Origin of the sequence: Paraburkholderia sp. (assembly GCF_047605525.1) — a bacterium.
In the GTDB taxonomy this organism is placed as follows: Bacteria; Pseudomonadota; Gammaproteobacteria; order Burkholderiales; family Burkholderiaceae; genus Paraburkholderia.
The window spans coordinates 430,113-456,339 of record NZ_JASGFN010000001.1 but is presented as its reverse complement, the minus strand read 5'-3'; the positions used below and the strand labels follow the sequence as shown (position 1 = coordinate 456,339).

General features: G+C 66.1%; 23 protein-coding genes. 19 read left to right on the top strand and 4 right to left on the bottom strand.

What is annotated here, in order from left to right:
• Nucleotides 1-25: 25 nt before the first annotated feature.
• The 12 genes from QM685_RS02105 (at nt 26) to bioB (ending at nt 13,639) form a co-directional block, all read left to right on the top strand.
• Nucleotides 26-433, top strand: coding sequence for a MerR family transcriptional regulator (locus QM685_RS02105; protein ID WP_415112199.1), 408 nt, complete (start codon nt 26-28; stop codon nt 431-433).
• Nucleotides 434-466: 33 nt separating this feature from the next.
• Nucleotides 467-2,275: a bifunctional isocitrate dehydrogenase kinase/phosphatase gene (gene aceK / locus QM685_RS02100; protein ID WP_415112197.1), complete on the top strand. Its 1,809-nt coding sequence runs from the start codon at nt 467-469 to the stop codon at nt 2,273-2,275.
• A 91-nt stretch (nt 2,276-2,366) separates the two neighbouring features.
• Nucleotides 2,367-3,143: a carbonate dehydratase gene (gene can / locus QM685_RS02095; protein ID WP_415112195.1), complete on the top strand. Its 777-nt coding sequence runs from the start codon at nt 2,367-2,369 to the stop codon at nt 3,141-3,143.
• A gap of 1 nt (nt 3,144) precedes the next feature.
• Nucleotides 3,145-4,353, top strand: coding sequence for an acetyl-CoA C-acetyltransferase (locus tag QM685_RS02090; protein WP_415112327.1), 1,209 nt, complete (start codon nt 3,145-3,147; stop codon nt 4,351-4,353).
• A gap of 62 nt (nt 4,354-4,415) precedes the next feature.
• The gene (locus QM685_RS02085) at nt 4,416-5,093 is read left to right on the top strand and encodes an SDR family oxidoreductase (RefSeq protein ID WP_415112193.1); all 678 of its coding nucleotides are present in this window, start codon (nt 4,416-4,418) and stop codon (nt 5,091-5,093) included.
• A gap of 42 nt (nt 5,094-5,135) precedes the next feature.
• On the top strand, nt 5,136-6,266 hold the full coding sequence (locus tag QM685_RS02080) for an acyl-CoA dehydrogenase family protein (RefSeq protein ID WP_415112191.1): 1,131 nt from the start codon (nt 5,136-5,138) through the stop codon (nt 6,264-6,266).
• Nucleotides 6,267-6,273: 7 nt separating this feature from the next.
• Nucleotides 6,274-6,729 (top strand): YchJ family protein, encoded by a 456-nt coding sequence (locus QM685_RS02075; protein WP_415112189.1) that lies wholly within the window; start codon nt 6,274-6,276, stop codon nt 6,727-6,729.
• A 624-nt stretch (nt 6,730-7,353) separates the two neighbouring features.
• Nucleotides 7,354-8,688 (top strand): dienelactone hydrolase family protein, encoded by a 1,335-nt coding sequence (locus QM685_RS02070; RefSeq protein ID WP_415112325.1) that lies wholly within the window; start codon nt 7,354-7,356, stop codon nt 8,686-8,688.
• 516 nt (nt 8,689-9,204) lie between these two features.
• Nucleotides 9,205-10,590, top strand: coding sequence for an adenosylmethionine--8-amino-7-oxononanoate transaminase (bioA, locus tag QM685_RS02065; protein ID WP_415112187.1), 1,386 nt, complete (start codon nt 9,205-9,207; stop codon nt 10,588-10,590).
• A complete protein-coding gene (gene bioF / locus QM685_RS02060; protein WP_415112185.1) occupies nt 10,590-11,774 on the top strand; it encodes an 8-amino-7-oxononanoate synthase in 1,185 nt (394 codons plus the stop codon). Before bioA ends, bioF begins: the two co-directional genes overlap by 1 nt.
• A complete protein-coding gene (bioD, locus tag QM685_RS02055; RefSeq protein WP_415112183.1) occupies nt 11,771-12,517 on the top strand; it encodes a dethiobiotin synthase in 747 nt (248 codons plus the stop codon). Before bioF ends, bioD begins: the two co-directional genes overlap by 4 nt.
• A 33-nt stretch (nt 12,518-12,550) precedes the next feature.
• On the top strand, nt 12,551-13,639 hold the full coding sequence (gene bioB, locus QM685_RS02050) for a biotin synthase BioB (protein WP_415112181.1): 1,089 nt from the start codon (nt 12,551-12,553) through the stop codon (nt 13,637-13,639).
• 106 nt (nt 13,640-13,745) lie between these two features.
• Here the strand turns inward: bioB and QM685_RS02045 are convergent, their stop codons facing one another.
• Both QM685_RS02045 and QM685_RS02040 read right to left on the bottom strand, forming a co-directional pair.
• Nucleotides 13,746-14,771: a sulfate ABC transporter substrate-binding protein gene (locus QM685_RS02045; RefSeq protein ID WP_415112179.1), complete on the bottom strand. Its 1,026-nt coding sequence runs from the start codon at nt 14,769-14,771 to the stop codon at nt 13,746-13,748.
• 149 nt (nt 14,772-14,920) lie between these two features.
• Nucleotides 14,921-15,523: an RBBP9/YdeN family alpha/beta hydrolase gene (locus QM685_RS02040; protein ID WP_415112177.1), complete on the bottom strand. Its 603-nt coding sequence runs from the start codon at nt 15,521-15,523 to the stop codon at nt 14,921-14,923.
• A gap of 325 nt (nt 15,524-15,848) precedes the next feature.
• On the opposite strand from QM685_RS02040, the gene QM685_RS02035 reads away from it, so the two are divergent.
• The 6 genes from QM685_RS02035 to QM685_RS02010 all read left to right on the top strand — a co-directional run bounded on the left by QM685_RS02035 (nt 15,849) and on the right by QM685_RS02010 (nt 20,023).
• Nucleotides 15,849-16,790 (top strand): 2-hydroxyacid dehydrogenase, encoded by a 942-nt coding sequence (locus QM685_RS02035; protein ID WP_415112175.1) that lies wholly within the window; start codon nt 15,849-15,851, stop codon nt 16,788-16,790.
• A gap of 76 nt (nt 16,791-16,866) precedes the next feature.
• Nucleotides 16,867-17,793 carry a hydroxymethylglutaryl-CoA lyase gene (locus QM685_RS02030; protein WP_415112173.1) on the top strand — a complete coding sequence of 309 codons (927 nt, stop codon included), beginning with the start codon at nt 16,867-16,869 and terminating at the stop codon, nt 17,791-17,793.
• Between the two features lie 46 nt (nt 17,794-17,839).
• The gene (locus tag QM685_RS02025) at nt 17,840-18,361 is read left to right on the top strand and encodes a YbaK/EbsC family protein (RefSeq protein ID WP_415112171.1); all 522 of its coding nucleotides are present in this window, start codon (nt 17,840-17,842) and stop codon (nt 18,359-18,361) included.
• A 17-nt stretch (nt 18,362-18,378) separates the two neighbouring features.
• Complete coding sequence (locus tag QM685_RS02020) at nt 18,379-18,639, top strand: DUF1289 domain-containing protein (protein ID WP_415112169.1); 261 nt, start codon at nt 18,379-18,381, stop codon at nt 18,637-18,639.
• Entirely contained in the window at nt 18,636-19,109 is a 474-nt protein-coding gene (locus QM685_RS02015; RefSeq protein WP_415112167.1) for a MaoC family dehydratase, read from the top strand. The genes QM685_RS02020 and QM685_RS02015 overlap by 4 nt, the downstream gene beginning before the upstream one ends.
• Nucleotides 19,106-20,023, top strand: a complete 918-nt coding sequence (locus QM685_RS02010) for an MBL fold metallo-hydrolase (protein ID WP_415112165.1) — start codon at nt 19,106-19,108, stop codon at nt 20,021-20,023. The genes QM685_RS02015 and QM685_RS02010 overlap by 4 nt, the downstream gene beginning before the upstream one ends.
• A gap of 369 nt (nt 20,024-20,392) precedes the next feature.
• Here the strand turns inward: QM685_RS02010 and QM685_RS02005 are convergent, their stop codons facing one another.
• Nucleotides 20,393-21,283, bottom strand: coding sequence for an alpha/beta fold hydrolase (locus tag QM685_RS02005; protein ID WP_415112163.1), 891 nt, complete (start codon nt 21,281-21,283; stop codon nt 20,393-20,395).
• A gap of 281 nt (nt 21,284-21,564) precedes the next feature.
• Here QM685_RS02005 and QM685_RS02000 point away from each other — a divergent pair, with 281 nt between their 5' ends.
• Nucleotides 21,565-22,524: an NAD(P)H-dependent flavin oxidoreductase gene (locus tag QM685_RS02000; RefSeq protein WP_415112161.1), complete on the top strand. Its 960-nt coding sequence runs from the start codon at nt 21,565-21,567 to the stop codon at nt 22,522-22,524.
• Between the two features lie 54 nt (nt 22,525-22,578).
• Here QM685_RS02000 and QM685_RS01995 read toward each other — a convergent pair whose 3' ends face one another.
• On the bottom strand, nt 22,579-26,202 hold the full coding sequence (locus tag QM685_RS01995; RefSeq protein ID WP_415112160.1) for a methylmalonyl-CoA mutase family protein: 3,624 nt from the start codon (nt 26,200-26,202) through the stop codon (nt 22,579-22,581).
• Nucleotides 26,203-26,227: the final 25 nt, after the last annotated feature.

The following is a 26,227-nucleotide window of genomic DNA, read 5'->3' as shown; positions in this document are numbered from 1 at the left end:
TTTGTGCCCGGCCACGGGATATCCGATGAACACGCAATACACGATCACCGAGCTCGCGCGCGAATTCGACGTCACGCCGCGCGCGATCCGCTTCTACGAGGATCAGGGTTTACTCTCGCCGAGCCGCGAGGGTTCGAGCGGCTTGCGGCGCGTCTATTCGGGCCGCGACCGCACGCGGCTGAAACTCACGCTGCGCGGCAAACGGCTCGGCTTCACGCTGTCGGAAATCCGCGATCTGCTCGACGTCTACGAATCGCCGACCGACACCGTGCCGCAACTGCATGCGTTTCTCGCGACGGTCACGCGCCATCGCGAAGCGCTCGAGCGTCAGCGCGAAGATCTCGACGCGACGCTCGAAGACCTCGCGCAGTACGAAGCGCAGGCCCGCGCGCTGCTCGAAAGCGGCAGGCACGCCGCGGCGAAACCCGCCTGACTTCCACGGGCGTTTGCCGGAGTTCGCGCCGTCATGAATCACTTCCCCAAACTGTTGTCGTCGCAGATCGGTTTCGACGTCGCGCAGACGATGCTCGAAGGATTCAACCGCCACTACCGGATCTTTCGCGACGCCGCGATTCACGCGAAGACCCTGTTCGAAGCCGGCGACTGGCACGGTCTGCAAAAGCTCGCGCGTGAGCGGATCACGTCGTACGACGAACGCGTGAAGGAATGCGTGGAACTGCTCGAGGACGAATACGACGCGGAGAACATCGACAGCGAAGTGTGGCAGCAGATCAAGCTGCACTACATCGGTCTTCTGACCACGCACCGCCAGCCCGAATGCGCGGAGACGTTTTTCAACTCGGTGTGCTGCAAGATCCTGCACCGTTCGTATTTCAACAACGATTTCATTTTCGTGCGCCCGGCGATCTCGACCGAGTACATCGAAAACGACGAGCCGGCCGCGAAGCCGACCTATCGCGCGTATTACCCCGGCACCGACGGGCTCGCCGCGACGCTCGAGCGCGTCGTCACGAACTTCCAGCTCGATCCGCCGTTCGAGGATCTGACGCGCGACGTCGGCTGCGTGATGCAGGCGCTTCACGATGCGTTCGGCGTGTTCGACGAAGCGCCCAACTTCCAGATTCATGTTCTCTCGTCGCTGTTCTATCGCAACAAGGCCGCGTATATCGTCGGGCGCATCATCAACGGCGACGCGCTGCTGCCGTTCGCGGTGCCGCTGCGTCACGTGAAGCCGGGCGTGCTCGCGCTCGACACGGTGCTGCTGCGGCACGAGCAACTACTGATCATCTTCAGCTTCTCGCACTCGTATTTCCTCGTCGACATGGAAGTGCCGTCCGCATACGTCGAATTTCTCGGCATGATCATGCCGGGCAAACCGAAGGCGGAAATCTATACGTCGCTGGGTTTGCAGAAGCAGGGCAAGAATCTGTTCTATCGCGATCTGCTGCATCACCTGTCGCATTCGAGCGACCGCTTCATCGTCGCGCCCGGCATCAAGGGACTCGTGATGCTGGTGTTCACGCTGCCGTCGTTCCCGTACGTATTCAAGCTGATCAAGGACAACTTCCCGCCGCCGAAGGAAACCACGCGCGCGCAGATCCAGGAGAAGTATCAGCTGGTGAAGCGCCACGACCGCCTGGGCCGCATGGCCGACACGCTCGAATATTCGAGCGTCGCGCTACCCATCTCGCGGCTCGACGACACGCTCGTGCGCGAACTCGAAAAGGAAGTGCCGTCGCTGATCGAATACGACGGCGACAATCTCGTGATTCGCCATATGTACATCGAGCGGCGCATGGTGCCGTTGAATCTGTTCCTGCAGAACGGCAACGACAGCGACGTCGAGCACGGCATCAAGGAATACGGCAACGCGGTGAAGGAACTGATCCAGGCGAACATCTTCCCCGGCGACATGCTGTACAAGAACTTCGGCGTCACCCGTCATGGCCGCGTGGTGTTCTACGATTACGACGAGATCGAATATCTGACCGACTGCAACGTGCGCGCGGTGCCGCCGCCGCGTAACGAGGAAGACGAAATGTCGGGCGAACCGTGGTACGCGGTCGGCCCGCACGACATTTTCCCGGAGACGTACGGCACGTTCCTGCTCGGCGATCCGCGCGTGAGCCGTTCGTTCATGCGGCATCACGCGGACTTCTTCGAGCCGGCGTTGTGGCAGCGGCACAAGGATCATCTGTTGAAGGGCGAGCTGCCCGATTTTTTTCCGTACGACGAAAGCGTGCGTTTTTGCGTGCGCTATCCGGAGCGGTTCGGCGAAACGCGGGCAGACGAGCCGAACGTGCGCGTCGCATGAGCACGCGGCGAAGCGCCGCTGGAACGCGTCGCCCGAACCCTATGCAACAACCCGGCCGGCTCATCGACCGGGCCACTTTTACAGAAGCGCCATGAACACGAAGCCGCCCCCCTCCGAACATCCGCTCGCGCATCTGTTCGACAACAACGACGCGTGGATGAAGCGCATGCTCGCCGAAGACCCCGAATACTTCTCGCGTCTCGCGCATCAGCAGATGCCCGAGTATCTGTGGATCGGCTGTTCCGATTCGCGCGTGCCGGCCAATCAGATCATCGGCCTGCCGCCGGGCGAGGTGTTCGTGCACCGGAACATCGCGAACGTGGTCGTGCATACCGATCTGAACTGCCTGTCGGTGATCCAGTTCGCGGTCGACCTGCTGAAGGTCAAGCACATCATGGTGGTCGGCCACTACGGCTGCTCGGGTGTCGGCGCGGCGCTGCTCGGCCGCCGCGTCGGTCTCGCCGACAACTGGCTCGCGCACGTGCAGGACGTGCGCGCGAAGCATGCGGCGCTGCTCGACGAATGGCCGATCGGCGAGGCGCGCCATCATCGCCTCGTCGAACTGAACACGATCGAGCAGGTCGTCAACGTGTGCCGCACGACGATCGTCAACGACGCGTGGGCGCGCGGCCAGTCACTGACCGTGCACGGCTGGGCCTACGGCGTGCACGACGGCAAGATCCGCGACCTCGGCATGCGGATCGGCAACGCGGACGCGCTCGAGCCGACTTACCGGGAATGCGTGGCGGCGGTGTCGGCGAGGCGCGCGCGCCACGCGGACAACGATATGGTCGCCGCCGACGCCGCCCAGTTGGGCGACGTGAAGGCGGTCGTCGAAGGTGTGATCAAGGAGCTCAAACATGAGTGAGATGAGTGATGCAAATGCTGGTGGAATCCACGCGGATCCGGTGGTCATCGTCAGCGCGGCGCGTACGCCGATGGCCGGCTTTCAGGGCGACTTCGCGTCGCTCACCGCGCCGCAGCTCGGCGCGGTCGCGATCGAGGCCGCCGTGCGGCGCGCGGGCCTGAAGCCCGGGCAGATCGACGAAGCCGTGATGGGCTGTGTACTGCCCGCCGGCCTCGGCCAGGCGCCCGCGCGCCAGGCCGCGCTCGGCGCGGGCCTGCCGCTCGCCACCGGCTGCACGACGGTCAACAAGATGTGCGGCTCCGGGATGCGCGCGGCGATGTTCGCGCACGACATGCTGCTGGCCGGCTCGCTCGACGTGATCGTCGCGGGCGGCATGGAGAGCATGACGAACGCGCCGTATCTGCTGCCGAAGGCGCGCGCCGGCATGCGCATGGGTCATGGCCAGGTGATCGACCACATGTTCTACGACGGGCTCGAAGACGCGTACGAAAAGGGCCGCCTGATGGGCATCTTCGCCGAGGAATGCGCGGCCTCGTTCGACTTCACGCGCGAGGCGCAGGACGCGTTCGCGGTCGAGTCGCTGAACCGCGCGAAGCGCGCGAACGAAGATGGTTCGTTCGACTGGGAAATCGCGCCGGTCAAGGTGGCGGCCCGCAAGGGCGACGTGACGATCACGCGCGACGAGCAGCCGTTCAAGGCCAACCTCGACAAGATCCCGACGCTCAAGCCCGCGTTCAGCAAGACCGGCACGGTGACGGCGGCGAACTCGTCGTCGATTTCGGACGGGGCCGCCGCGCTCGTGATGATGCGCGAGTCGACCGCGAAGCGGCTCGGCGTCACGCCGCTCGCGCGCGTCGTGGGTCATTCGACGTTCGCGCAGGAGCCCGCGAAGTTCACCACCGCGCCGGTCGGCGCGATCCGCAAGCTGTTCGAAAAGAACGGCTGGCGTGCCGCCGACGTCGATCTGTATGAGATCAACGAAGCGTTCGCGGTGGTCACGATGGCCGCGATGAAAGAGCACGGCTTGCCGCACGACAAGGTCAACGTGAATGGCGGTGCGTGCGCGCTCGGTCATCCGATCGGCGCATCGGGCGCGCGGATTCTCGTCACGCTGATCGGCGCGCTCAGGAAGCGTGGCGGCAAACGCGGCGTCGCGACGCTGTGCATCGGCGGCGGCGAAGCGACGGCGATGGGTATCGAGCTGGTTTGACGCGCCGGCTCGTATGATTCCCGGCGCTGCAACGCGCCGGCAAAAAATCGAGGAAGGATGCGATGAAAACAGTGTTGATCGTCGGTGCGTCGCGCGGCATCGGCCAGGAATTCGTACGGCAGTACAGAAAGAGCGGCTGGCGCGTGCTCGCTACCGCGCGCGACGGCGCGGCGCTCGACGCGCTCGCCGAACTCGGCGCGGAAACCTTCGCGCTCGACGTGACCGCGCCCGCTGAGATCGCCGCGCTCGGCTGGAAGCTCGACGGCGAACGGCTCGATGCGGCGATTCTGGTGTCGGGCGTGTACGGCCCGCGCACCGAAGGCATCGAAACGATCACCGCCGAGGACTTCGATCACGTGATGCACACGAACGTGCGCGGCCCGATGCAATTGCTGCCGATCGTGTTGCCGCTCGTCGAAGAAGCGGAAGGCGTGCTCGCGGTGATTTCGAGCCGCATGGGCAGCATCGCCGATGCGACCGGCACGACCGGCTGGCTCTATCGCGCGAGCAAGGCCGCGTTGAACGACGTGCTGAAGCTCGCGTCGCTGGAAACGCGGCGCGCGACCTGCGTGTCGCTGCATCCGGGCTGGGTGCGCACCGACATGGGCGGCGCGCAGGCCGCGCTCGATCCCACGCGCAGCGTGGCCGGCATGCGTGAGGTGCTCGCGCAGGCGGCGGCGTCGCCCGACGCGTTTCACGGCCGCTTCTTTCAATACGACGGTACGCAGCTCGACTGGTGAGCAACCAGCTTGCATGGTTGCATGAGGATCGGAGACACGCTCATGGTGCTTGATCAGGATCACCTGATGGTGCGCGACGCGCTGCGCACCTTCGTACGCGAAGCGATCACGCCGCATGCGGCCGCGTGGGACCGCGAACGCACCTTTCCGCGCGACGTGCACCGGCAACTCGCCGAACTCGGCGCGTATGGCGTGCTGGTGCCCGAAACCTATGGCGGCGCGGGCATGGATGCGCTCGCGCTCGCGTTGATCCTCGAGGAAATCGCGGCCGGCGACGGCGGCACGTCGACCGCGATCTCGGTGAACAACTGCCCGGTGTGCAGCATCCTGCTCACGTACGGCAACGACGCGCAGAAACGCGACTGGCTCACGCCGCTCGCGCGCGGCGAGATGCTCGGCGCGTTCTGCCTGACCGAACCGCAGGCGGGCTCCGATGCGTCGGCGCTGCGCACCAGCGCGACGCGCGACGGCGACGCGTACGTGCTGAACGGCGTCAAGCAGTTCATCACGAGCGGCAAGAACGGTGACGTCGCGATCGTGATGGCCGTCACCGACAAGGCCGCGGGCAAGCGCGGCATCAGCGCGTTCATCGTGCCGACGACGACACCGGGCTACGTGGTCGCGCGCGTCGAGGACAAGCTCGGCCAGCATTCGTCGGATACCGCGCAGATCGTGTTCGAGGATTGCCGCGTGCCGGCCGCGAATCTGATCGGCGCGCAAGGCGAAGGCTACCGGATCGCGCTGTCGGGGCTCGAAGGCGGACGGATCGGTATCGCCGCGCAGAGCGTCGGCATGGCGCGCGCCGCGTTCGAGGCCGCGCTCGTCTATGCGAAGGAACGCGAGAGCTTCGGCGCGCCGCTGTTCTCGCACCAGGCGGTGCAGTTCCGTCTCGCCGACATGGCGACGCAACTCGAAGCCGCGCGTCAGTTGATCTGGCATGCGGCGGCGTTGAAGGATGCGGGCCAGCCGTGCCTGACCGAGGCCGCGATGGCGAAACTGTTCGCGTCCGAAGCGGCCGAGCGCATCTGTTCGGCGGCGTTGCAGATTCACGGCGGCTACGGCTATCTGAGCGACTTCCCGGTCGAGCGGATTTACCGCGACGTGCGGGTGTGCCAGATCTACGAAGGCACGAGCGATATCCAGAAGATCCTGATCGCTCGCGCACTGAGCTGAAAATTCGATGAATAAGCCATTGTTGTCGCAGCAACGACCCACCGACTGCCCGTGCGGCGGCGCGACGCCCGAAGGACGCGGCGGCGGCGCCACCAAAGCGCCGCGCTTCGCGCAATGCTGCGGCCGCTATATCGACGGCGGCGAAGCGGCGCCGCGCGCGCTCGAACTGATGCGCTCGCGCTATAGCGCGTACGTGCTCGGCGCCACCGACTACCTGCGCGCGACGTGGGACGCGCGCACCTGCCCCGCCGATCTCGACGCGGACCCCGCCGCGCCCGGCGCGCCGCGTTGGCTCGGATTGCAGATCAAGTTGTTCGCGCAAAGCGATCCCGATCACGCGAGCGTCGAATTCATCGCCCGCTACAAGGTGGGCGGACGCGCGCAGCGGCTGCACGAACTGAGCCGCTTCGTGCGCGGTGAAGATGGCCGTTGGCGTTATGTCGATGGCGACCTCGGCGAGTAGTCGTTGCTCAGGCAACGAGTAATCATCGACTAAGCGGTCGCTGCATCACGCATCGAACCTTTCCGCTGTCTTTCACGACCTGACGGCGTACTTCGTATCGTTTCATACGAGGTCCTCATAGAGGGCCTTTTCTTTGTGTTGGCCTCGCGCTACAGCACCTGGACGCCCTTTGTCCGCCGCTTTCGGCCACGCGCCGTTGAGTTCCGCCAGCCACGGTTCCTGAGCCGTCTTTATCCACGCGGCAATTTTTTCGGCGCGGGTTCTCCTTGATTGCACAAAACAAAATTGGCGTGCCAGGATGACCCCGTTGTTCCATGACGTCACGTTGCGAGAGCAGGCCATACCCGCTTCGCACGATGCGACAGGAAACCGTGCCGGCCCCTCCATCAATGCGAGCCGCGGCGGTTCAGGAGTGCATCAGGTGACGCTCATCATCGGCGCGTGGGGTCGCGTCGGCCGTTGGGTTCATCCCGTGCGATCTCGATTGGCGTGCGTGCGCTTCGCGCACTACGTACGCGAGTGAGTCTGTTTGTCGAAAACGCGAACGAAAGCTGCATGTCAGCCACGATTTTCGACACATGGACAGCACGGAGTTCGGGACAGGTCTTTAAGGCAGGTGCGTCAATGGTGTTGAGCAAGGTTCTGACGAAGTGTGCGGCGATCTGCGCCGCGGCCACTTGCGCCGTCGCGATCGCGCACGCCGATCCGCTCGCCGCCGCGCCGTCCGTCACACGCTCCGCCGCCCTGAACGCCACGCCGCTCTCCGACAGCCAGGGCGGACCGCTCGCGCGCGCACGCGTGCCGCGCATCGCGCTCGACGACGACGTCTATCTGCCCACCGCGCACCTGAACGAACAGATCATTCGCGTGCCGGTCGACGCCGCCGGCACCATCACGCTCGAAACGACGATCTACAAACCGGACGGCCCCGGCCCGTTCCCGATGATCGTCTTCAACCACGGCAAGATTCCGGGCGATCCGCGCACCCAGGAACGCAGCGACCCGCTGCCGTTCGCGCGCGAATTCGTGCGGCGCGGCTACGTGGTGGTCGCGCCGAACCGCCAGGGCTTCGGCCACTCGGACGGCGTGTACGAACAGGACGGCTGCGACGTCGAAGCCAACGGCTTGGGCCAGGCCGGCGATGTCGCCGCGACGATCGATTACATGTCGAAGCAACCTTATGTGGACGCGACGCATATCGCGGTGGCCGGCACGTCGCACGGCGGTCTCGCGACGATCGCCTACGGCACCGAAGCCGCGCCGGGCGTGCGCGCGCTGATCAATTTCTCGGGCGGCCTGCGTCAGGACGCCTGCACCGACTGGCAGGGCAACCTGACGCGCGCATTCGGCGCGTATGGCGAGAAGACCAAAGTGCCGTCGCTGTGGCTGTACGGCGATAACGATTCGGTCTGGAACGCACCGCTCGTCGCGAGCATGTACGCTGCCTATGGCGCGCACGGCGCGAGCGCGAAGATGGTCGATTTCGGCAGCTACAAGAACGACGCGCACCGGCTCGTCGGCGACCGCGACGGCGTGCACGTGTGGTGGCCGGCCGTCGAATCGTTCCTCGCGCGCGCCGGCATGCCGACGGCCGTGCAATATTACGTCGCCGATCCCACCGCGCCGAAGGCGACCGGCTTCGCGTCGCTCGACGCGGTCGATGCGGTGCCGTACATCGACGAAGCGGGCCGCAACGGCTATCGCAACTTCCTGCATCAGTATCCGAGCCGCGCGTTCGCGGTGTCGGATTCGGGCGCGTGGTCGTGGGCCGAGGGCGGCGACGATCCGATGTCGGTAGCCGTCGCCAATTGCCAGAAGCAGAGCTCCGATCCGTGCCGCCTGTATGCGGTCGATAACGCGGTCGTGTGGGGCAACCAGGGTTCGCAGACGGCGGATGCGGGCCGCGCTGCGCCGGCGGCCGATACCGATGGCCAGCATGCCATCGCGAGCCGCGAGTGAAACGCGGGTAGAGCCGGTTTTAGCCAGTTGAAGGCCTGCTGTTTCAGCAGGCCTTTTTCTATTGAATCGCGGTGTGCGTGTATTAGCGGCATCCCGACCGTTTCCTTACCCGCACTTTTTCACCCGGACCTTGCCGGGAATCGATCTTCGCCGCGCCGCTGCAACGAAGTCCGCATCCGCGAACGCCGGAAAAAACGCTCACGGACCGCAATTCGTGCCAGTAGTAGCCCATTACTTTGACGTCGTCATCTGCGTCGATCTGCGAGCTTCGATCCCGAAGTCGACCTAGCTGGGTCGAACAGCGTCAAACCTCGGCCCCATAACGAAAAACGCGCATTTTTCCCCTGGTGCGCGCCGCGAAATAAACCGCTAATCTCGACCCCGCGCACTCGTCGAGACTCGGGCGCCGCAACCTGCGGGAGCACGCGGCGCATCTGGAAAATCCGGAAAAGCCCTTAATGAAGGACGCGAAACGACTCTCGCGGGAGCGGCAAAAAAGCATCCTGGAGTACCCCTTTGGAAAAATCAGCAGTTCCCTTTGTCGCACCGCCAGTTGCACGGCCGGCCGCGCCTGAAGACTGGGTTGCCCGCAGCCTGCGCGCGGTGTGGCACCCGTGCACGCAGATGAAGCATCACGAGCGTCTGCCGCTCGTGCCCGTCGCGCGCGGTCAGGGCGCATGGCTCTACGATCGCGCCGGCCATCGCTATCTGGATGCGATCAGCTCGTGGTGGGTCAACCTGTTCGGGCATGCGAACCCGCGCATCAACGCGGCGTTGAAAGACCAGCTCGATACGCTCGAACACGCGATGCTCGCGGGCTGCACGCACGAGCCCGCGGTCGAACTCGCGGAACGTCTTCATGCGCTGACCGGCAACACGCTCGGCCACGCGTTCTTCGCCTCGGATGGCGCATCCGCGGTCGAGATCGCGCTGAAGATGAGCTTCCACACCTGGCGCAACCGGGGCTTCGCCGACAAGCAGGAATTCGTCTGCATCGCCGACAGCTATCACGGCGAGACCATCGGCGCGCTCGGCGTAACGGACGTCGCGCTGTTCAAGGATGCCTACGATCCGCTGATTCGCCACGCGCATGTCGTCGCGTCGCCCGACGCGCGGCTCGCGCAAGCGGGCGAAACCGCCGCCGACGTCGCGCGCCGCGCGCTCGACAGCGTACGCACGCTGTTCGACGCGCGCGCGAACCGCATCGCCGCGCTGATCGTCGAGCCGCTCGTGCAATGCGCGGCCGGCATGGCGATGCACGACGCGTCCTATATCGCCGGGCTGCGCGCGCTGTGCGACCGGTACGGCGTGCATCTGATCGCCGACGAAATCGCGGTCGGCTGCGGGCGCACCGGCACCTTCTTCGCGTGCGAGCAGGCGGGCGTGTGGCCTGACTTTCTATGTCTGTCGAAAGGCATCAGCGGCGGTTATCTGCCGCTGTCGATCGTGCTGTCGCGCGACGACATCTTCGCGGCCTTCTATCACGACGACACCGCGCGCGGCTTCCTGCATTCGCACTCGTACACCGGCAATCCGCTCGCGTGCCGCGCGGCGCTCGCCACGCTCGACCTGTTCGCGAGCGACGACGTGCTCGCCGCGAACGCACGCAAAGCCGCGACGCTGAAGGCCGCTCTCGCGCCGCTCGGCGAACACGCGCAGGTGCGTCATCCGCGTCAGCGCGGCACGATCTTCGCGTTCGACGCGGTCATCGACGATCCTCGACAGGCGAAAACTTTTTCGCGCCGCTTCTTCGAAAACGCGTTGCGGCGCGAACTGCTGCTGCGCCCGATCGGCACCACCGTCTATCTGATGCCCCCGTACATCCTCGACGACGAAGAACTCGCGTTGCTCGCCGCGCGCACGCGCGAAACCTTCGACGCTACCCTCGTGGAGGTCCGCTGATGCATCTGCTCGACACGCTGGCCGAAGGGCTCAAGGAAATCGACGCGCGCGGACTGCGCCGGCGCCGCCGTACCGCCGACACACCGTGCGCCGCGCACATGAGCGTCGACGGCCGTCCGATCATCGGCTTCGCGAGCAACGACTATCTCGGCCTCGCCGCGCATCCGCGGCTGGTCGACGCGCTCGCTGAAGGCGCGCGCCTCTATGGCGCGGGCAGCGGCGGCTCGCATCTGCTCGGCGGCCATTCACGCGCGCATGCGCGGCTCGAAGACGATCTCGCGGCATTCGCGGGCGGCTTCGTCGACGCTCCGCGCGCGCTCTACTTCAGCACCGGCTACATGGCGAATCTCGCGACGCTGACCGCGCTCGCGGGCCGCGGCACGACGCTGTTCTCCGATGCGCTCAATCACGCGTCGCTGATCGACGGCGCGCGGCTGTCGCGCGCCGACGTGCAGATCTATCCGCACTGCGACATGGATGCGTTGAGCGCGATGCTCGACGCGTCGGATGCGGACGTGAAAGTGATCGTCTCCGATACGGTGTTCAGCATGGACGGCGATATCGCGCCGCTGCCGCGTCTCGTCGAACTCGCGGAGCAACATGGCGCATGGCTGATCGTCGACGATGCGCACGGCTTCGGCGTGCTCGGCCCGCAAGGCCGCGGCGCGGTCGCGCAAGCCGCGCTACGCTCGCCGCATCTGATTTCGATCGGCACGCTCGGCAAGGCCGCTGGCGTGTCGGGCGCGTTCGTCGTGGCCCACGCCACCGTGATCGAATGGCTCGTGCAGCGCGCGCGGCCGTATATCTTCACGACCGCGTCGGTGCCGGCCGCCGCGCATGCGGTGTCGGCGAGCCTGCGCATCATCGGTTCGGAAGAAGGCGACGCGCGCCGCGCGCATCTTCAGCAACTGATCGAACGCACGCGCGCGATGCTGAAGGCCACGCCGTGGCTGCCGGTCGATTCGCACACCGCCGTGCAGCCGCTCATCATCGGCGCGAACGATGCGACGCTCGAAATCGCCGCGTCGCTCGATCGCGCGGGCCTGTGGGTGCCCGCGATCCGTCCGCCGACCGTGCCGGCCGGCACGTCGCGCCTGCGCATCTCGCTGTCCGCCGCGCATTCGCATGCGGATCTCGACCGGCTCGAAGCCGGCTTGCAACAACTCGGAGCGAGCGCCGCATGAGCACCACGAATCGCACGGACGGCACGCTGTCGCTGTTCGTGACCGGCACGGATACGGAAATCGGCAAGACATTCGTGTCGTCGGCGCTATTGCGCGGCTTCGCGCGCGAAGGCCTGCAAGCCGCCGCGCTGAAGCCGATCGCCGCGGGCGCGTTCGAAGTGGACGGCGTGCTTCACAACGAGGACGCGGATCAGCTCGATGCCGCATCGAACGTGCTGCTGCCGCCCGCCATGCGCACGCCGTATCTGCTGAGGGAGCCGGTCGCGCCGCACATCGCGGCGGCGCTGGAGAACGTCACGTTCGATCTCGCGCATATCGTCGATTGTCATCGGCAGGCGCTAAAGCGCGCGGACGTCGTGGTCGTGGAAGGCGTCGGCGGCTTTCGCGTGCCGTTGACCGCGACGCAGGACACCGCCGATCTCGCGGTCGCGCTGAAGCTGCCGGTCGTGCTGGTGGTCGGCATGCGGCTCGGCTGCATCAACCACGCGCTGCTGACCGCCGAAGCGATCGCCGCGCGCGGCCTCACGCTCGCCGGCTGGGTCGCGAATCGCATCGATCCGGACATGACGTTTCCCGATGAAAACGTCGCGTCGATTCGCGCGCATCTCGCGCAGGCGTACGACGCGCCACTGCTCGGCATCGTGCCGCACATGAGTCCGATCTCGCCGGACCTGGCGGCCGGACAGCTCGACATTCGACGGCTTCTGCACACGCTGCGTCGATCGCGCGTCGCGCAGCACTGAACCCGAATACATTCCTACACGAGGATCGATCACATGACGCAACTGAACATCACGCGAGGCGCCGTCGACAGCACCTCGAACAACAACGCCGCCGCCGACGCGAAGCCGCTCGCGCGCTGGCGCGTCGCCGACATCGTCGCGCTGTACGAACTGCCGTTCAACGACCTGATGTTCCGCGCTCAGCAAACGCATCGCGAGAACTTCGACGCGAACGCGGTGCAACTGTCGACACTGCTGTCGATCAAGACCGGCGGCTGCGAGGAGGATTGCGCGTACTGTCCGCAATCGGTGCATCACGACACGGGCCTCGCGGCCGACAAGCTCATGGCCGTCGACGACGTGCTGGCCGCCGCGCGGGTCGCGAAAGACAACGGCGCGACGCGCTTCTGCATGGGCGCCGCGTGGCGTAATCCGAAGGACCGCCACCTCGAGCCGATCAAGGACATGATTCGCGGCGTGAAGGCGATGGGCCTCGAAACCTGCGTGACGCTCGGCATGCTCGAAACGCATCAGGCGCAGGCGCTGCGCGACGCGGGCCTCGACTACTACAACCACAACCTCGATACGTCGCCCGAGTTCTACGGCCAGATCATTTCGACGCGCACGTACCAGGACCGGCTCGACACGCTGGAGCGCGTGCGCGACGCGGGCATCAACGTGTGCTGCGGCGGCATTGTCGGCATGGGCGAGTCGCGCCGCGAGCGCGCGGGGCTGATCGCGCAGCTCGCGAACATGGACCCGTATCCGGAATCGGTGCCGATCAACAATCTGGTGCAGGTGCAGGGCACGCCGCTGACCGGCACCGAAGCGATCGATCCGTTCGAATTCGTGCGCACGATCGCGATTGCGCGCATCACGATGCCGCGCGCGATGGTGCGCCTGTCGGCAGGCCGCGAGCAGATGGACGAAGCATTGCAGGCGATGTGCTTCCTCGCCGGCGCGAATTCGATTTTCTACGGCGACCAGTTGCTGACCACCAGCAATCCGCAGGCGGAAGCGGACCGCAAGCTGCTCGCGCGCCTGGGCATCCATGCGGAAGCCGCGCAGCAGATGCCGGTCGAGCAGAGCGATTGCGAGCATGGCTGCGCGCAGGGTCATGACGGACATGCCGCGGCGAACTGAGCGTAGGCGCTTACGTCCGCATTAAGAAGCGCGCGCGCATGAAAAAAGGCTGCCTCGCAACACTGCGAGGCAGCCTTTTTCTCACGATGCAAACTTCCCCGTTGGTTTACTTCCGGTCGACGATGATCTGATCGAACGTGCCGCCATCGGAGAAATGCGTGTCCTGCGCTTTCTGCCAACTGCCGAACATCTCCTCGACCGTGAACGTTTTGATCGGCCTGAATTCGGCCGCATGCTTCGCAAGCACGTTTTTATCGCGCGGACGCAGATGGTGCCGCGCGATGATTTCCTGCGCGGCCGGCGACCACAGATAGTCGAGATACGCCTGTGCTTCCTTGCGCGTGCCGCGCTTGTCGACGACCTTATCGACGATCGACACCGGCGGCGCCGCGAGCAGGCTCACCGACGGATACACCGCTTCGTAGCTGCCGGCGCCCACGCCCGTATCGATCAGCGACACTTCGTTCTCGAACGTCACCAGCACGTCGCCGATGCCGCGTTGCGTGAACGTGGTCGTCGCGCCGCGTCCGCCGGTATCGAGCACCGGCACGTTGCGGAAGATCGCCTTCACGAAGTCGAGCGCCTGCGCGTCGGTGCCGCCATGCTGCTTGCGATAACCCCACGCGGCGAGGTACGTATAGCGGCCGTTGCCAGAAGTCTTCGGATTCGCGATCACCGCCTGGATGCCGGGCTTCGCGAGATCGTCCCAGTCCTTGATGTGCTTCGGGTTGCCCTTGCGCACGAGGAACACCATCGTCGTCGTGTACGGCGCGCTATCGTCCGGCAGACGCGCGCGCCAGTTCGCGGGTACGAGATGCCCCTTGTCGGCGAGCAGATCGATATCGTTCGGCTGGTTCATCGTCACGACGTCGGCCTGCAGACCTTGCAGCACCGACAGCGCCTGCGCGCTCGACGCGCCGTGCGACTGCCGCACCGACACGGTCTCGCCGCTCTTCTGTTTGTATGCGGCAATGAAGCCCGCGTTGATGTCCTTGTAGAGTTCGCGCGTCACGTCATACGACACGTTGAGCAGCGACGTATCCGCGTGTGCCGTCGATACGCCGCCGAACCCGAGCGCGATGGCCGTGATGCCGGCTGCGAGCCGGCGCGATGTCCCCGTGGTGCCCTTCATTCTGTTCCCGCCTGTCGATGATAAAAAGCCGTGGCCGCCTGCGCGCGGCATGAAGCGGGATTCTAACGGATCGCTTACGGCGCGGGCGGCGCCGGGTTTCGTGCGATGGCGGGGCCACGCAGGCGCTGCGCGAGTGCGTGGCGAACCGCTCACACCACCGCATGCCGCGCGGCCTCGCTTGCTTCCTCGCCAAAGCGCAGCGGCGCCGCGCAATGCACGAGCGTATCGATGAAATACTTGGCGCGCGGCCACGGACCGAAACCGGCCGCCGTGTTGATATGCCCCGCGTCGCCGAGATTGACGAATGCGCTGCCGAAGCGCCGCGCGAGATCGCGCGCATCGGCGAGCGGCATCCACGGGTCGGTTGCGCTGCCGATCAGAATCGACGGCACGCCGACGCGTCTTGCGTCGAATGGTCCCGCGAACGCGAATTTGCGCGGGCTCGCGGGCGCGACGAACAGCACGCCGATCACGTCGTGCGCGAGCGGCGCCTGCTGCAGCGCATGCGCGGTCGCGAGGCAGCCGAAGCTATGCGCGGCCAGCACGAAAGGACCGCGCTCGCGCGCCAGTAGCTCGCGCAGCGACTGCGCCCAGAGCGCGATATCGGGCGCATCCCAGTTGGCCTGCTCGACGCGCAGCGAGCGCGCGAACTGCCGCTCCAGCCATGTTTGCCAATGCGCGCCTTCGCTGCCGTGCAAACCGGGAACGGTGACGAGCCGTGGCGGCCATGTCGATCGGGTGCATGAAAGCATGTGCGTGCCTCGCTGCGGGAATCCGGGCAATCATTGTCCTGCTGAATACCGGGCGGACGAACCAAGTTTTTGTGCTTTGGTTATGGCTCAAACGGGCACACCGGGCCCGCTTCAACGCGCACGTCCGTGCGCAAATGCGCGCGATCCGCGGCGAAAAAGTAGAATGAAGCCTGTTCATAACGGGAGGAGACCCGATGCCGTACGCGTCGTCCCAGTTGCCGCAGCCGCCGCGGTCATCTACATCGCGCTCTCGCGGCGCGGCCGTGGTCCGTTCCGCTCGTGCAGGCACATACGTAGCCCCAACCGCGGACGCCTTCCGGACCGTATGAAAATCCTCTTCTACATGCCGCTTACCGATGCCGCCACGTGGCTGCACGATCTTGCGCGCGCGTTGCCCGACGCCGATCTGCGCGAATGGCAGCCGGGCGATCGCGCGCCGGCCGATTTCGCGGTCGTCTGGCGCCCGCCGCGCGAGATGCTGGCCGGCCGCGACACGCTGCGCGCGATCTTCAATCTCGGCGCGGGCGTCGATGCGATCCTCGCGCTCGAACGCGAGCAGCCGGGCACGCTGCCGCGCAACGTGCCGCTGATCCGCCTCGAGGACACCGGCATGGGCGCGCAGATGGCCGAGTACGTCACGCATGCGGTGCTGCGCTATCTGCGCTGCTTCGACGAATACGACGCGCAACAGCGCGAGCGCCGCTGGAAGGCGCTCGAACCGCATCCGCGCGCGACCTTCACGGTCGGCGTACTCGGACTCGGCGTGCTCGGCACGCAGGTCGCGCGGACACTCGCGTCGTTCGGCCTGCCGGTGCGCGGCTATAGCCGCGGCGCGAAGCAGATCGACGGCGTGACGACGTTCGCGGGCGAAGCACGGTTCGACGCGTTTCTCGACGGCGCGAAGGTGCTCGTGAATCTGCTGCCGTATACGCCCGATACCGCAGGCGTGCTGAATGCGCGCACGTTCGCGAGGCTCGCGCGCGGCGCGTATCTGGTCAACGTCGCGCGCGGCGCGCATCTGGTCGACACGGATCTGCTCGCCGCGCTCGCAAGCGGCCAGCTCGCCGCCGCGACGCTCGACGTGTTCCACGAAGAACCGCTGCCCGCCGATCATCCGTTCTGGCGGGAACCGCGTATTACGATCACGCCGCACACGTCGGCGCTGACGTTGCGCGAGGAAAGCGTCGCGCAGGTCGCGTCGAAGATCGGCGCGCTGCTGCGCGGCGAGCCGGTGAGCGGCGTCGTGCGGGCGGAACGCGGATATTGAAACCCGCGATCGCAAGCGCACGGGTCGAATTGAATTGAATCGCAGGAACCCCGCACCACGCGGCAGGAGACAGATCATGGCCTTACCGAAGCAGGTGAAAATCGTCGAAGTCGGTCCGCGCGACGGACTGCAGAACGAAAAGGAATTCGTGCCGACCGCGACCAAGATCGAGCTGATCGACCGTCTATCGGCGGCCGGCTTCAGCAACGTCGAAGCGGCGTCGTTCGTGTCGCCGAAATGGGTGCCGCAGATGGCCGACGGCGCCGACGTGATGGCCGGCATCGCGCGCCGCCCCGGCACGATCTATTCGGTGCTGACGCCGAACCTGCGCGGCTTCGAAGGCGCGCTCGTCGCGCGCGCCGACGAGATCGTGATTTTCGGCGCGGCAAGCGAAGCGTTTTCGCAGAAGAACATCAACTGCGGCATCGCGGAGAGCATCGAGCGGTTCGCGCCGGTTGCCGCGGCCGCGAAGCAGCATGGCTTGCGGATGCGCGGCAGCGTGTCGTGCGCGCTCGGCTGTCCGTATCAGGGCGAGGTGCCGGTCGCGTCGGTCGTCGACGTCGTCGAGCGCTTCGCGGCGCTCGGCTGCGACGAGATCGATATCGCCGATACGATCGGCGTCGGCACCGCCGAGCGCACCCGCGAAGTGTTCCAGGCGGTGACCGGGGTGTTTCCGCGCGAGCGTCTGTCGGGGCACTTTCACGACACCTACGGCCAGGCGCTCGCGAACATCTACGCGGCGCTGCTCGAAGGCATCGGGATTTTCCACGCATCGGTCGCGGGGCTCGGCGGCTGTCCGTATGCGAAGGGCGCGACCGGCAACGTCGCGACCGAAGACGTGCTGTATCTGATGAACGGCCTCGGCATCGAGACCGGCATCGACCTCGCGCAGGTCGTGGCAATCGGCGACTTCATCTCGAACGCGATCGGCCGGCCCAACGTGTCGCGCGCGGGCAAGGCGCTGCTCGCGAAGGCGCGCAGCGAAGCGAATACCTGCGTATGACCGGCGCTCTCTTCACACCGTCACTTTTCAATCAGGATCTCCAGCGATGACCGACCTCGCGTCCTTCGAATCCGACGATCTCGCCGCGCTGCCCGACTCGGCGCGCCGCGTCGCGCTGCTGCTGCGCGAACGCGGTCACGCGGGGCGAATCGTGATGCTGCCGGAAACCGGCAAAACTTCCGCCGAAGCAGCCGCCGGACTCGGCTGCTCGGTCGCGCAGATCGCCAAGTCGATCCTGTTTCGCCGCCGCGAGGACGATGCACCGGTGCTCGTGATCGCAAGCGGCGCGAATCGCGTCGACGAAAAGAAGGTCGCCGCGCAGGTCGGCGAGATCGGCCGCGCGGACGCGAAGTTCGTCCGCGAAAAAACCGGCTACGCGATCGGCGGCGTGTGCCCGGTCGGTCATGCGACCGAGCCGGTCACGCTGATCGACGCCGATCTGCTCGAGCTCGACAGCCTGTGGGCCGCGGCCGGTCATCCGCACGCGGTGTTCAACCTGACCGCGCAGGAACTGATTGTGCTGACGGGCGCGCCGGTCGTCGACGTCGCGCTGCGCGAGCCGGCCTGAATGCGATGATGATGACGATGACGACCGGCAACGGCTACGAGGGCAAGAGCAATGACGGCGGCAGCGGCGGCGCCCCGGTGGCCTCGCCGTGCATCAACGTGTGCCGGATGGATGCGTCGACGGGCTGGTGCGAGGGGTGTCTGCGGACGATCGACGAGATCGCCGGCTGGTCGACATTCGACGACGCCGCGAGGCGCGCGGTGTGGAAGGCAATCGAGGCGCGTCACGCGGCGTTCGTCGCGCAACACCCGGCGCCGCGGGCAAAGGAGCGGCAATGAACGCCCCGCCGCGCGTCGTCACGCCCGGTGAGACGTTCAGCTCGACGCTCGAATTGTCGGCGGATTCGATCAGGTCGTTCGCGACGCTCGTCAACGATCTGAACCCGCTGCATCACGACGAAGCGTATGCCGGGCAAAGCCGCTTCGGCGGGCTGATCGCATCGGGCACGCAGCCCACCGCATATTTCATGGCGCTGCTCGCGACACATTTTTCGACCTACGCGCAGCCACTCGGTCTCGAGTTCGATATCAAGCTGAAGAAGGCCGTGCGCGCGCACGACACGCTGACGATCACCTGGCGCATCCGCGACGCTCACTGGAAGCCGAGCCTGAACGGCGATCTGACCTACCTCGAAGGCTCGGTCGTCAATCAGCGCGGCGAGCTGATGCTGACCGGCACGTCGACGATTCTCGTGATGCCGAAGCCGGACGCGTCCGCGCCGGCCGATACGCAAGCCGCTACGCGATGATCGCGCTGCCCGCGTCGATCCGGGTCTTCGAGCGCGGCTGGCTGTCGTCGAACAACGTGCTGCTCGTCGACGACGCCTGCGCGGCGCTCGTCGACACCGGCTACGCAACGCACGCACCGCAAACCGTCGCGCTGGTGCGCAGCGCACTGAACACGCGCCCGCTCGATCTGATCGTCAACACCCATCTGCATTCGGACCACTGCGGCGGCAACGCGCTTTTGCAGGCGACGTGGCCGTGCCGCACGCTGATTCCCGCGTCCGAAGCCGACGCGGTGCGCGACTGGGATCAAGCGCGCCTCACCTTTCGCGCGACCGGGCAGTCCTGCGAGCACTTCGGCTTCACCGGCACGATCGCGCCCGGCGCGCAGTTGCGGCTCGGCGCGCTCGACTGGCAGGTGCTCAGCGCGCCCGGTCACGATCCGCATTCGCTGATGCTCTATTGCGCCCGCGAACGCATCCTGATCAGCGCGGACGCGCTGTGGGAAAACGGCTTCGGCGTGATCTTCCCGGAACTCGAAGGCGAAAGCGGCTTCGCCGAACAGCAGGCCGTGCTCGACACGATCGCCGCGCTCGACGTGCGGGTCGTCATTCCGGGCCACGGCGCGCCGTTTACGAATGTCGAACAGGCGCTTGAACGTGCGTTATCGCGCGTCGCGTGGCTGCGAGCCGATCCCGCGCGCAACGCAAAAAACGCGCTGAAAGTGCTGATCGTGTTCAAGCTGCTCGAAGTCCGCGAGATGAGTTTCGACACGCTGCTGCGCATGCTCGACGACGCGGCCGTGATGCGCGCCGCCGCGTCGATGCTGAAGCCGCGCGGCAAATGGCGCGCCTTGCTGACGGATATGGTTGGAGAGCTGGCGGCGAACGATGGACCGCTCGAGGTGGACGGCACGCGTATTGTGGCGCGACGCTAATACAGCGACAGCGCCAATCGCGCGGCAAGCCCGGAACAACGGCAGCAAGCAAAAGAAAAGCAACGCTGGAACTGCCTGCCTCCGCTGGGCAATGCGCAAAACCGTCGCCACAAAAAGAAAGCCGCTCGACGAAGCGAGCGGCGGAACATCTGTTGGACGTGATCAGCGTCGCGTTAAATTATACGCGTGCCGCATTTTTGCAACGCATCGGTGATTTCCCTACAGAAATTTGACGCTACGTTTTAAGGCCGCATACATGGTGTGGACAGGACGACGCCGAGCACCACCAGATCGGGCCACTGCGCGCCGCTCGATTGAGCGGCGCGGTATTGAAACCTCGCTGAAACCTTGAGAAGCAAGGCGCCTACCCTACTGTTCGACAGCCTCGAAGAACGACAGCATTTCGGCGACCAGTTCGCCCGGCGCCTCTTCCGGCAGATAGTGTCCGCAGGACAGCGCGCGGCCGCTCACGTCGCGCGCGACGTGCCGCCATTCTTCGAGCGCGTCGAAACATTTCTCGATGACGCCCTTGTCGCCCCACAGCACCCGCAGCGGACAGCCGATCTTGTTGCCACGCTCGATGTCGGCGCGATCGTGTTCGAGATCGATGCTCGCCGACGCGCGATAGTCCTCGCACATCGCATGCACCGCGCCCGGTTGCGCGAGCGCCGCGCGATACGCGTCGAGCGCGGCGGGGTCGAACGGCGCAAGCCCCGCATGCCGGCCGCCCATCACCGCATCGACATACGCGGCCGGATTCGCGCCGATCAGCGTTTCGGGCAGCGGCTCGGGCTGGATCAGGAAAAACCAGTGGAAATAGTGCGTCGCGAACGTGCGGTCGGTGGCCTCGTACATCGCGAGCGTCGGCGCGATATCGAGCAGCATCAGACGCTCGACCGCGTCGGCATGATCGAGCGCCATCCGGTGCGCGACGCGCGCGCCGCGATCGTGCGCGCAGACGAGGAAGCGTTCGAAGCCGAAGTGGCGCATCACGGCGACCTGGTCGGCGGCCATCGCCCGTTTCGAATAAGGCGTGTGCGCGGCATCGCTCGCCGGCTTGCCCGACGCGCCGTAGCCGCGCAGATCGGTTGCGATCACCGTGAAGTGTCGTGCGAGCGGTCCGGCGCAGCGCTCCCAGATCAGATGCGATTGCGGATGGCCGTGCAACAGCAACAAAGGCGGCCCGGCGCCGCCCTTCACCCCGAAAATATCGACATCGCCCACGGCGACGCGAAAAGGCGTGAAATTTTCGAAGGCCATGGGGTCTCTTTGATCGTTTGAGTGTGTGTGCATTGTAGAAGCCCGATGTGTCCGCGCCAGGTGGGATAACCCACCTAAACATAGAACCTGAACACTTCCTCGAACTGTTCCAGACGGCGCTGCCGCGCCAGCCACTCGCTTCGCCTATAATCGAACGACCGTTCTTAAACCTTCTGGCGGCTTCGGCTCGCATCTCCGCGCCGTCAGCCGTGTACCGCTAAACTTCGTTCAACGCCGGGCGCACCACGACGTACCGGTTGCTCAAATTGGAGACTCGCACCATGGCATTGCCCGCCGTCCTGCAAAACCTCGCGCTGCCCGTCGTCGCTTCGCCGATGTTCATCGTCAGCTATCCCGAACTCGTTCTCGCCCAGTGCAAGGCCGGTATCGTCGGTTCATTCCCGGCCCTCAACGCGCGCCCGGCCGAGCTGCTCGACGAATGGCTCACGCAGATCCAGGCACAGCTCGCCGGGCACAAGGCGGCGAACCCCGACGCGGTCATCGGACCGATCGCGGTCAACCAGATCGTCCATCAGTCGAACACGCGGCTCGAGCACGACGTGCGCGTGTGCGTCGAGCACAAGGTGCCGATCTTCATCACGAGCCTGCGCGCGCCGGCGCGCGAAATCATCGATGCGGTGCACGGCTATGGCGGCATCGTGCTGCACGACGTGATCAATCTGCGCCATGCACAGAAGGCGCTGGAGGCGGGCGTCGACGGGCTGATCCTGGTCGCGTCCGGCGCGGGCGGCCATGCGGGCACGACCTCGCCCTTCGCGCTCGTCGGCGAGGTGCGGCGCGTTTTCGATGGCCCGATCGTGCTGTCCGGCGCAATCGCGAACGGCGGCTCGATTCTCGCCGCGCAGGCGATGGGCGCGGACCTCGCATACATGGGCACGCGCTTCATCGCGACCAGGGAGGCGCATGCGGTCGACAGCTACAAGCAGGCGATCCTCGACGCAAAGGCGTCGGACATCATCTACACGAACCTCTTTACCGGCGTGCACGGCAACTACATTCGCGAGAGCATCCTGAACGCGGGGCTCGACCCGGACGCGCTGCCCGAATCGGACAAGACCAAGATGAACTTCGGCGGCGACAAGACGAAGGCGTGGAAGGACATCTGGGGCGCGGGCCAGGGCGTCGGCCTGATGGACGACGTGCCGAGCGTCGCCGATCTGGTCAAGCGGTTGTCGAAGGAGTACGACGACGCGAAGGCACGGCTCGGCATCGCACGCTGAGCCTGCATTGCCGCGGCTCGCAGCGAAGGCGAGCCGCCGAACCCGCCATACCGCCTACATATTGCGCCGGTACTGGCCGCCCACCTCGAACAGTGCATGCGTGATCTGCCCAAGCGAGCACACGCGCACCACGTCCATCAGCACCGCGAATACGTTGGCGTTGTCGATCACCGCGCGCTTCAACCGCTCCAGCGCGGCCGGCGCGGCGTCGCGGTGGCGCGCCTGGAAATCGCGCAGCCGCGTCAACTGGCTCTGCTTTTCCGCATCGGTGGAGCGCGCCAGCACGATCGGCCGCGGCGCCTCATGCGGATGCGCGCCCAGGAACGTGTTCACGCCGACGATCGGATACGAGCCGTCATGCTTGCGATGCTCGTACAGCATCGACTCGTCCTGGATGCGTCCGCGCTGATAGCCGGTTTCCATCGCACCCAGCACGCCGCCGCGCTCGGTCAGCCGCTCGAACTCGGCGAGCACCGCTTCCTCGACGAGATCGGTCAGTTCGTCGATCACGAAGCTGCCCTGATTCGGATTCTGGTTCTTCGCGAGTCCCCATTCGCGATTGATGATCAACTGGATCGCGACCGCGCGGCGCACCGACTCCTCGGTCGGCGTCGTGATCGCTTCGTCGAACGCATTGGTGTGCAGCGAGTTGCAGTTGTCGTAGATCGCGATCAGCGCCTGCAGCGTCGTGCGGATGTCGTTGAAGTCGATCTCCTGCGCGTGCAGGCTGCGGCCCGAGGTCTGCACGTGATATTTGAGCTTCTGGCTGCGCTCGTTCGCGCCGTAGCGCTCGCGCATCGCCACCGCCCAGATGCGTCGCGCGACGCGGCCGAGCACCGTGTATTCCGGGTCCATCCCGTTCGAGAAGAAGAACGACAGATTCGGCGCGAAGTCGTCGATCGACATGCCGCGCGCCAGATACGCCTCGACGTACGTGAAGCCGTTCGCGAGCGTGTACGCGAGCTGCGAGATCGGGTTCGCGCCGGCTTCGGCGATGTGATAGCCGGAAATCGACACCGAATAGAAATTGCGCACGCCGTGCTCGACGAAATACGCCTGAATGTCGCCCATCACCTTGAGGCTGAATTCGGTCGAGAAAATGCAGGTGTTCTGCCCCTGGTCCTCCTTCAGGATGTCGGCCTGCACGGTGCCGCGCACGTTTTGCAGCGCGCCGCGGCGCGTTTCGTCGAGTTCGTCCGCGCTGAGCGGGTGGCCTAGCTGCTGCTCTTTCAGCGCGATCTGCTGATCGATCGCGACGTTGAAGAACATCGCGAGGATCGTCGGCGCGGGACCGTTGATCGTCATCGACACCGATGTGTCCGGCGAACCCAGGTCGAAGCCGTCGTACAGCGTTTTCATGTCGTCGAGCGTCGCGACCGACACGCCCGAATTGCCGACCTTGCCGTAGATATCCGGGCGTTCGTGCGGTTCTTCGCCGTACAGCGTCACGGAGTCGAACGCGGTCGACAGACGCCTGGCCGGCATCCCCTCGGAGAGCAGCTTGAAGCGGCGGTTGGTGCGCTGGGGATCGCCCTCGCCCGCGAACATGCGGGTCGGGTCCTCGTTCTCGCGGCGAAACGGAAACACGCCGGCGGTGAACGGAAAATAGCCGGGCAGGTTTTCGAGCATCAGCCAGCGCAGGATCTCACCGTGGTCGACGAATTTCGGCAGCGAGACTTTGCGCACCGGGGAGCCGGACAAGGTCGTCACCGTGAGCGTGGTGCGGATTTCGCGCTCGCGGATGCGCACGACGTGCTCGTCGCCGGAATAGGCGGCCACCGTTTGCGGCCACGTGTCGAGCAGCTTGCGCTCGCGTGCGCCGAGCGCGGCGGTGCGTTGGTCGATCAGGGCGTCGAGGGACGACGGAAGCGGGTTGGCTTCAGTCGCGGCAGGGCTTGACACGACGTGCGCCTTTGCGTTGGACGATGCATTGCCGGCTGCGCCGGCTTGGGCTGCATTTGCACCCGCGCCCGCATGAGCGGCCACCGTCGCGCTCGCCGGCCCCTGCGCCTCACCGAGCATGCGGCGCGCCTCGATCAGTTGCCAGCGCTCGCGCGCGATACGCGCCTGCGCGTCGGCCCGCTCGCGATAAGCGTGCACCGTGTGCGCGATGTCGGCCAGATAGCGCACGCGCGCGGGCGGCACGATCGCGTGCAGATTGCTCGAACAGCGCGGATCGTCGGGTGCGTCGGGTGCGTCGGGTGCGCCGAGCCGTCCGCCGTCCGTCGTACGCAGGCCGTGCCGGCGCAGCGCATCGGCGATGTGCCGGTACAGCGCGGTCACGCCGTCGTCGTTGAAGCGCGACGCGATCGTGCCGAACACCGGCATCCTGTCGGGCGGCGTCGCGAAGTCCGCGCGATTGCGCTGCACCTGCTTCGCGACGTCGCGCAACGCGTCCCGCGCGCCCTTGCGGTCGAATTTGTTGATCGCGACGAAGTCCGCGAAGTCGAGGATGTCGATCTTCTCGAGCTGGCTCGCGGCGCCGAACTCGGGCGTCATCACGTACAGCGATTCGTCGACGAACGGCACGATCGCCGCGTCGCCCTGCCCGATCCCCGATGTCTCCACGATGATCAGATCGAAGCCCGCCACCTTGCAGAGCATCAGCGCATCGGGCAGCGCATCGGAGATTTCGCTCGATGCGTCGCGCGTCGCCATCGATCGCATATAAACGCGCGCGCCGCCGCCCCAATCGCCGATCGCGTTCATGCGGATGCGGTCGCCGAGCAGCGCGCCGCCGGATTTGCGGCGCGACGGGTCGATCGCGAGCACGGCGATCGTCAGCGCGTCGCCGTAATCGAGCCGGAAGCGGCGGATCAGCTCGTCGGTGAGCGACGATTTGCCCGCGCCGCCCGTGCCGGTGATACCCAGAACCGGGATCCGGGTGGCCTGGGCGAGGGTCGAGAGTTTTTCGCGCGCGCCGGGATCGAGAGTTTTCGTTTCGAAGGCGCTGATCAACCGGGCGACGCGGCGGAAGATGGGGGTGACGGAGTCGGGAGCGTTTGCGGTGTCTCGTGTCGAAGTCGCCGCTGTCCCACTTGCGCTGCCTTGGCGGCCGCCGCTGGCAATGCCGCTCGTGCCCGTGTGAGCTTCCCTGGCCTCGGACGCGTGGCTCACGGCGGCGCTGTGTGAAGCATCTGCGGCGTCCGCCCGCGCCGCGAGTTCAGCGAGCCATACATCCACCGGCACCGGCCGCGCCGCCTCCGCGGCGCGCGCGCCTTCGACACAGCGCGCGATCATGTCGTCGATCATGCCTTGCAGACCGAGCCGCTGGCCGTCGTGCGGCGAGTAGATTTTCTCGACGCCGTCGCGTTCGAGCGCGGCAATCTCCTCGGGCACGATCACCCCGCCCCCGCCGCCGAATACCTTGATGCGCTCGCCGCCCCGCGCGCGCAGCAACTCGACGAGATAGCGGAAGTATTCGTTATGGCCGCCCTGATAGCTCGACACGGCGACGCCGTCGGCGTCCTCGTCGAGCGCGGCGGTTGCAACTTCATCGACGGAGCGGTTGTGGCCGAGATGGATCACCTCGACGCCGCTCGCCTGCAGGATGCGCCGCATGATGTTGATCGATGCATCGTGGCCGTCGAACAGCGCGGCCGCGGTAACGAAACGCAGACGCCGACCCGCGGGCAGCTCGTGGCTGCCGGCGCGCCGCGGCGTGGACAGATCGGTCATGTCTCCCCCGGATCTTTTCGCGTAT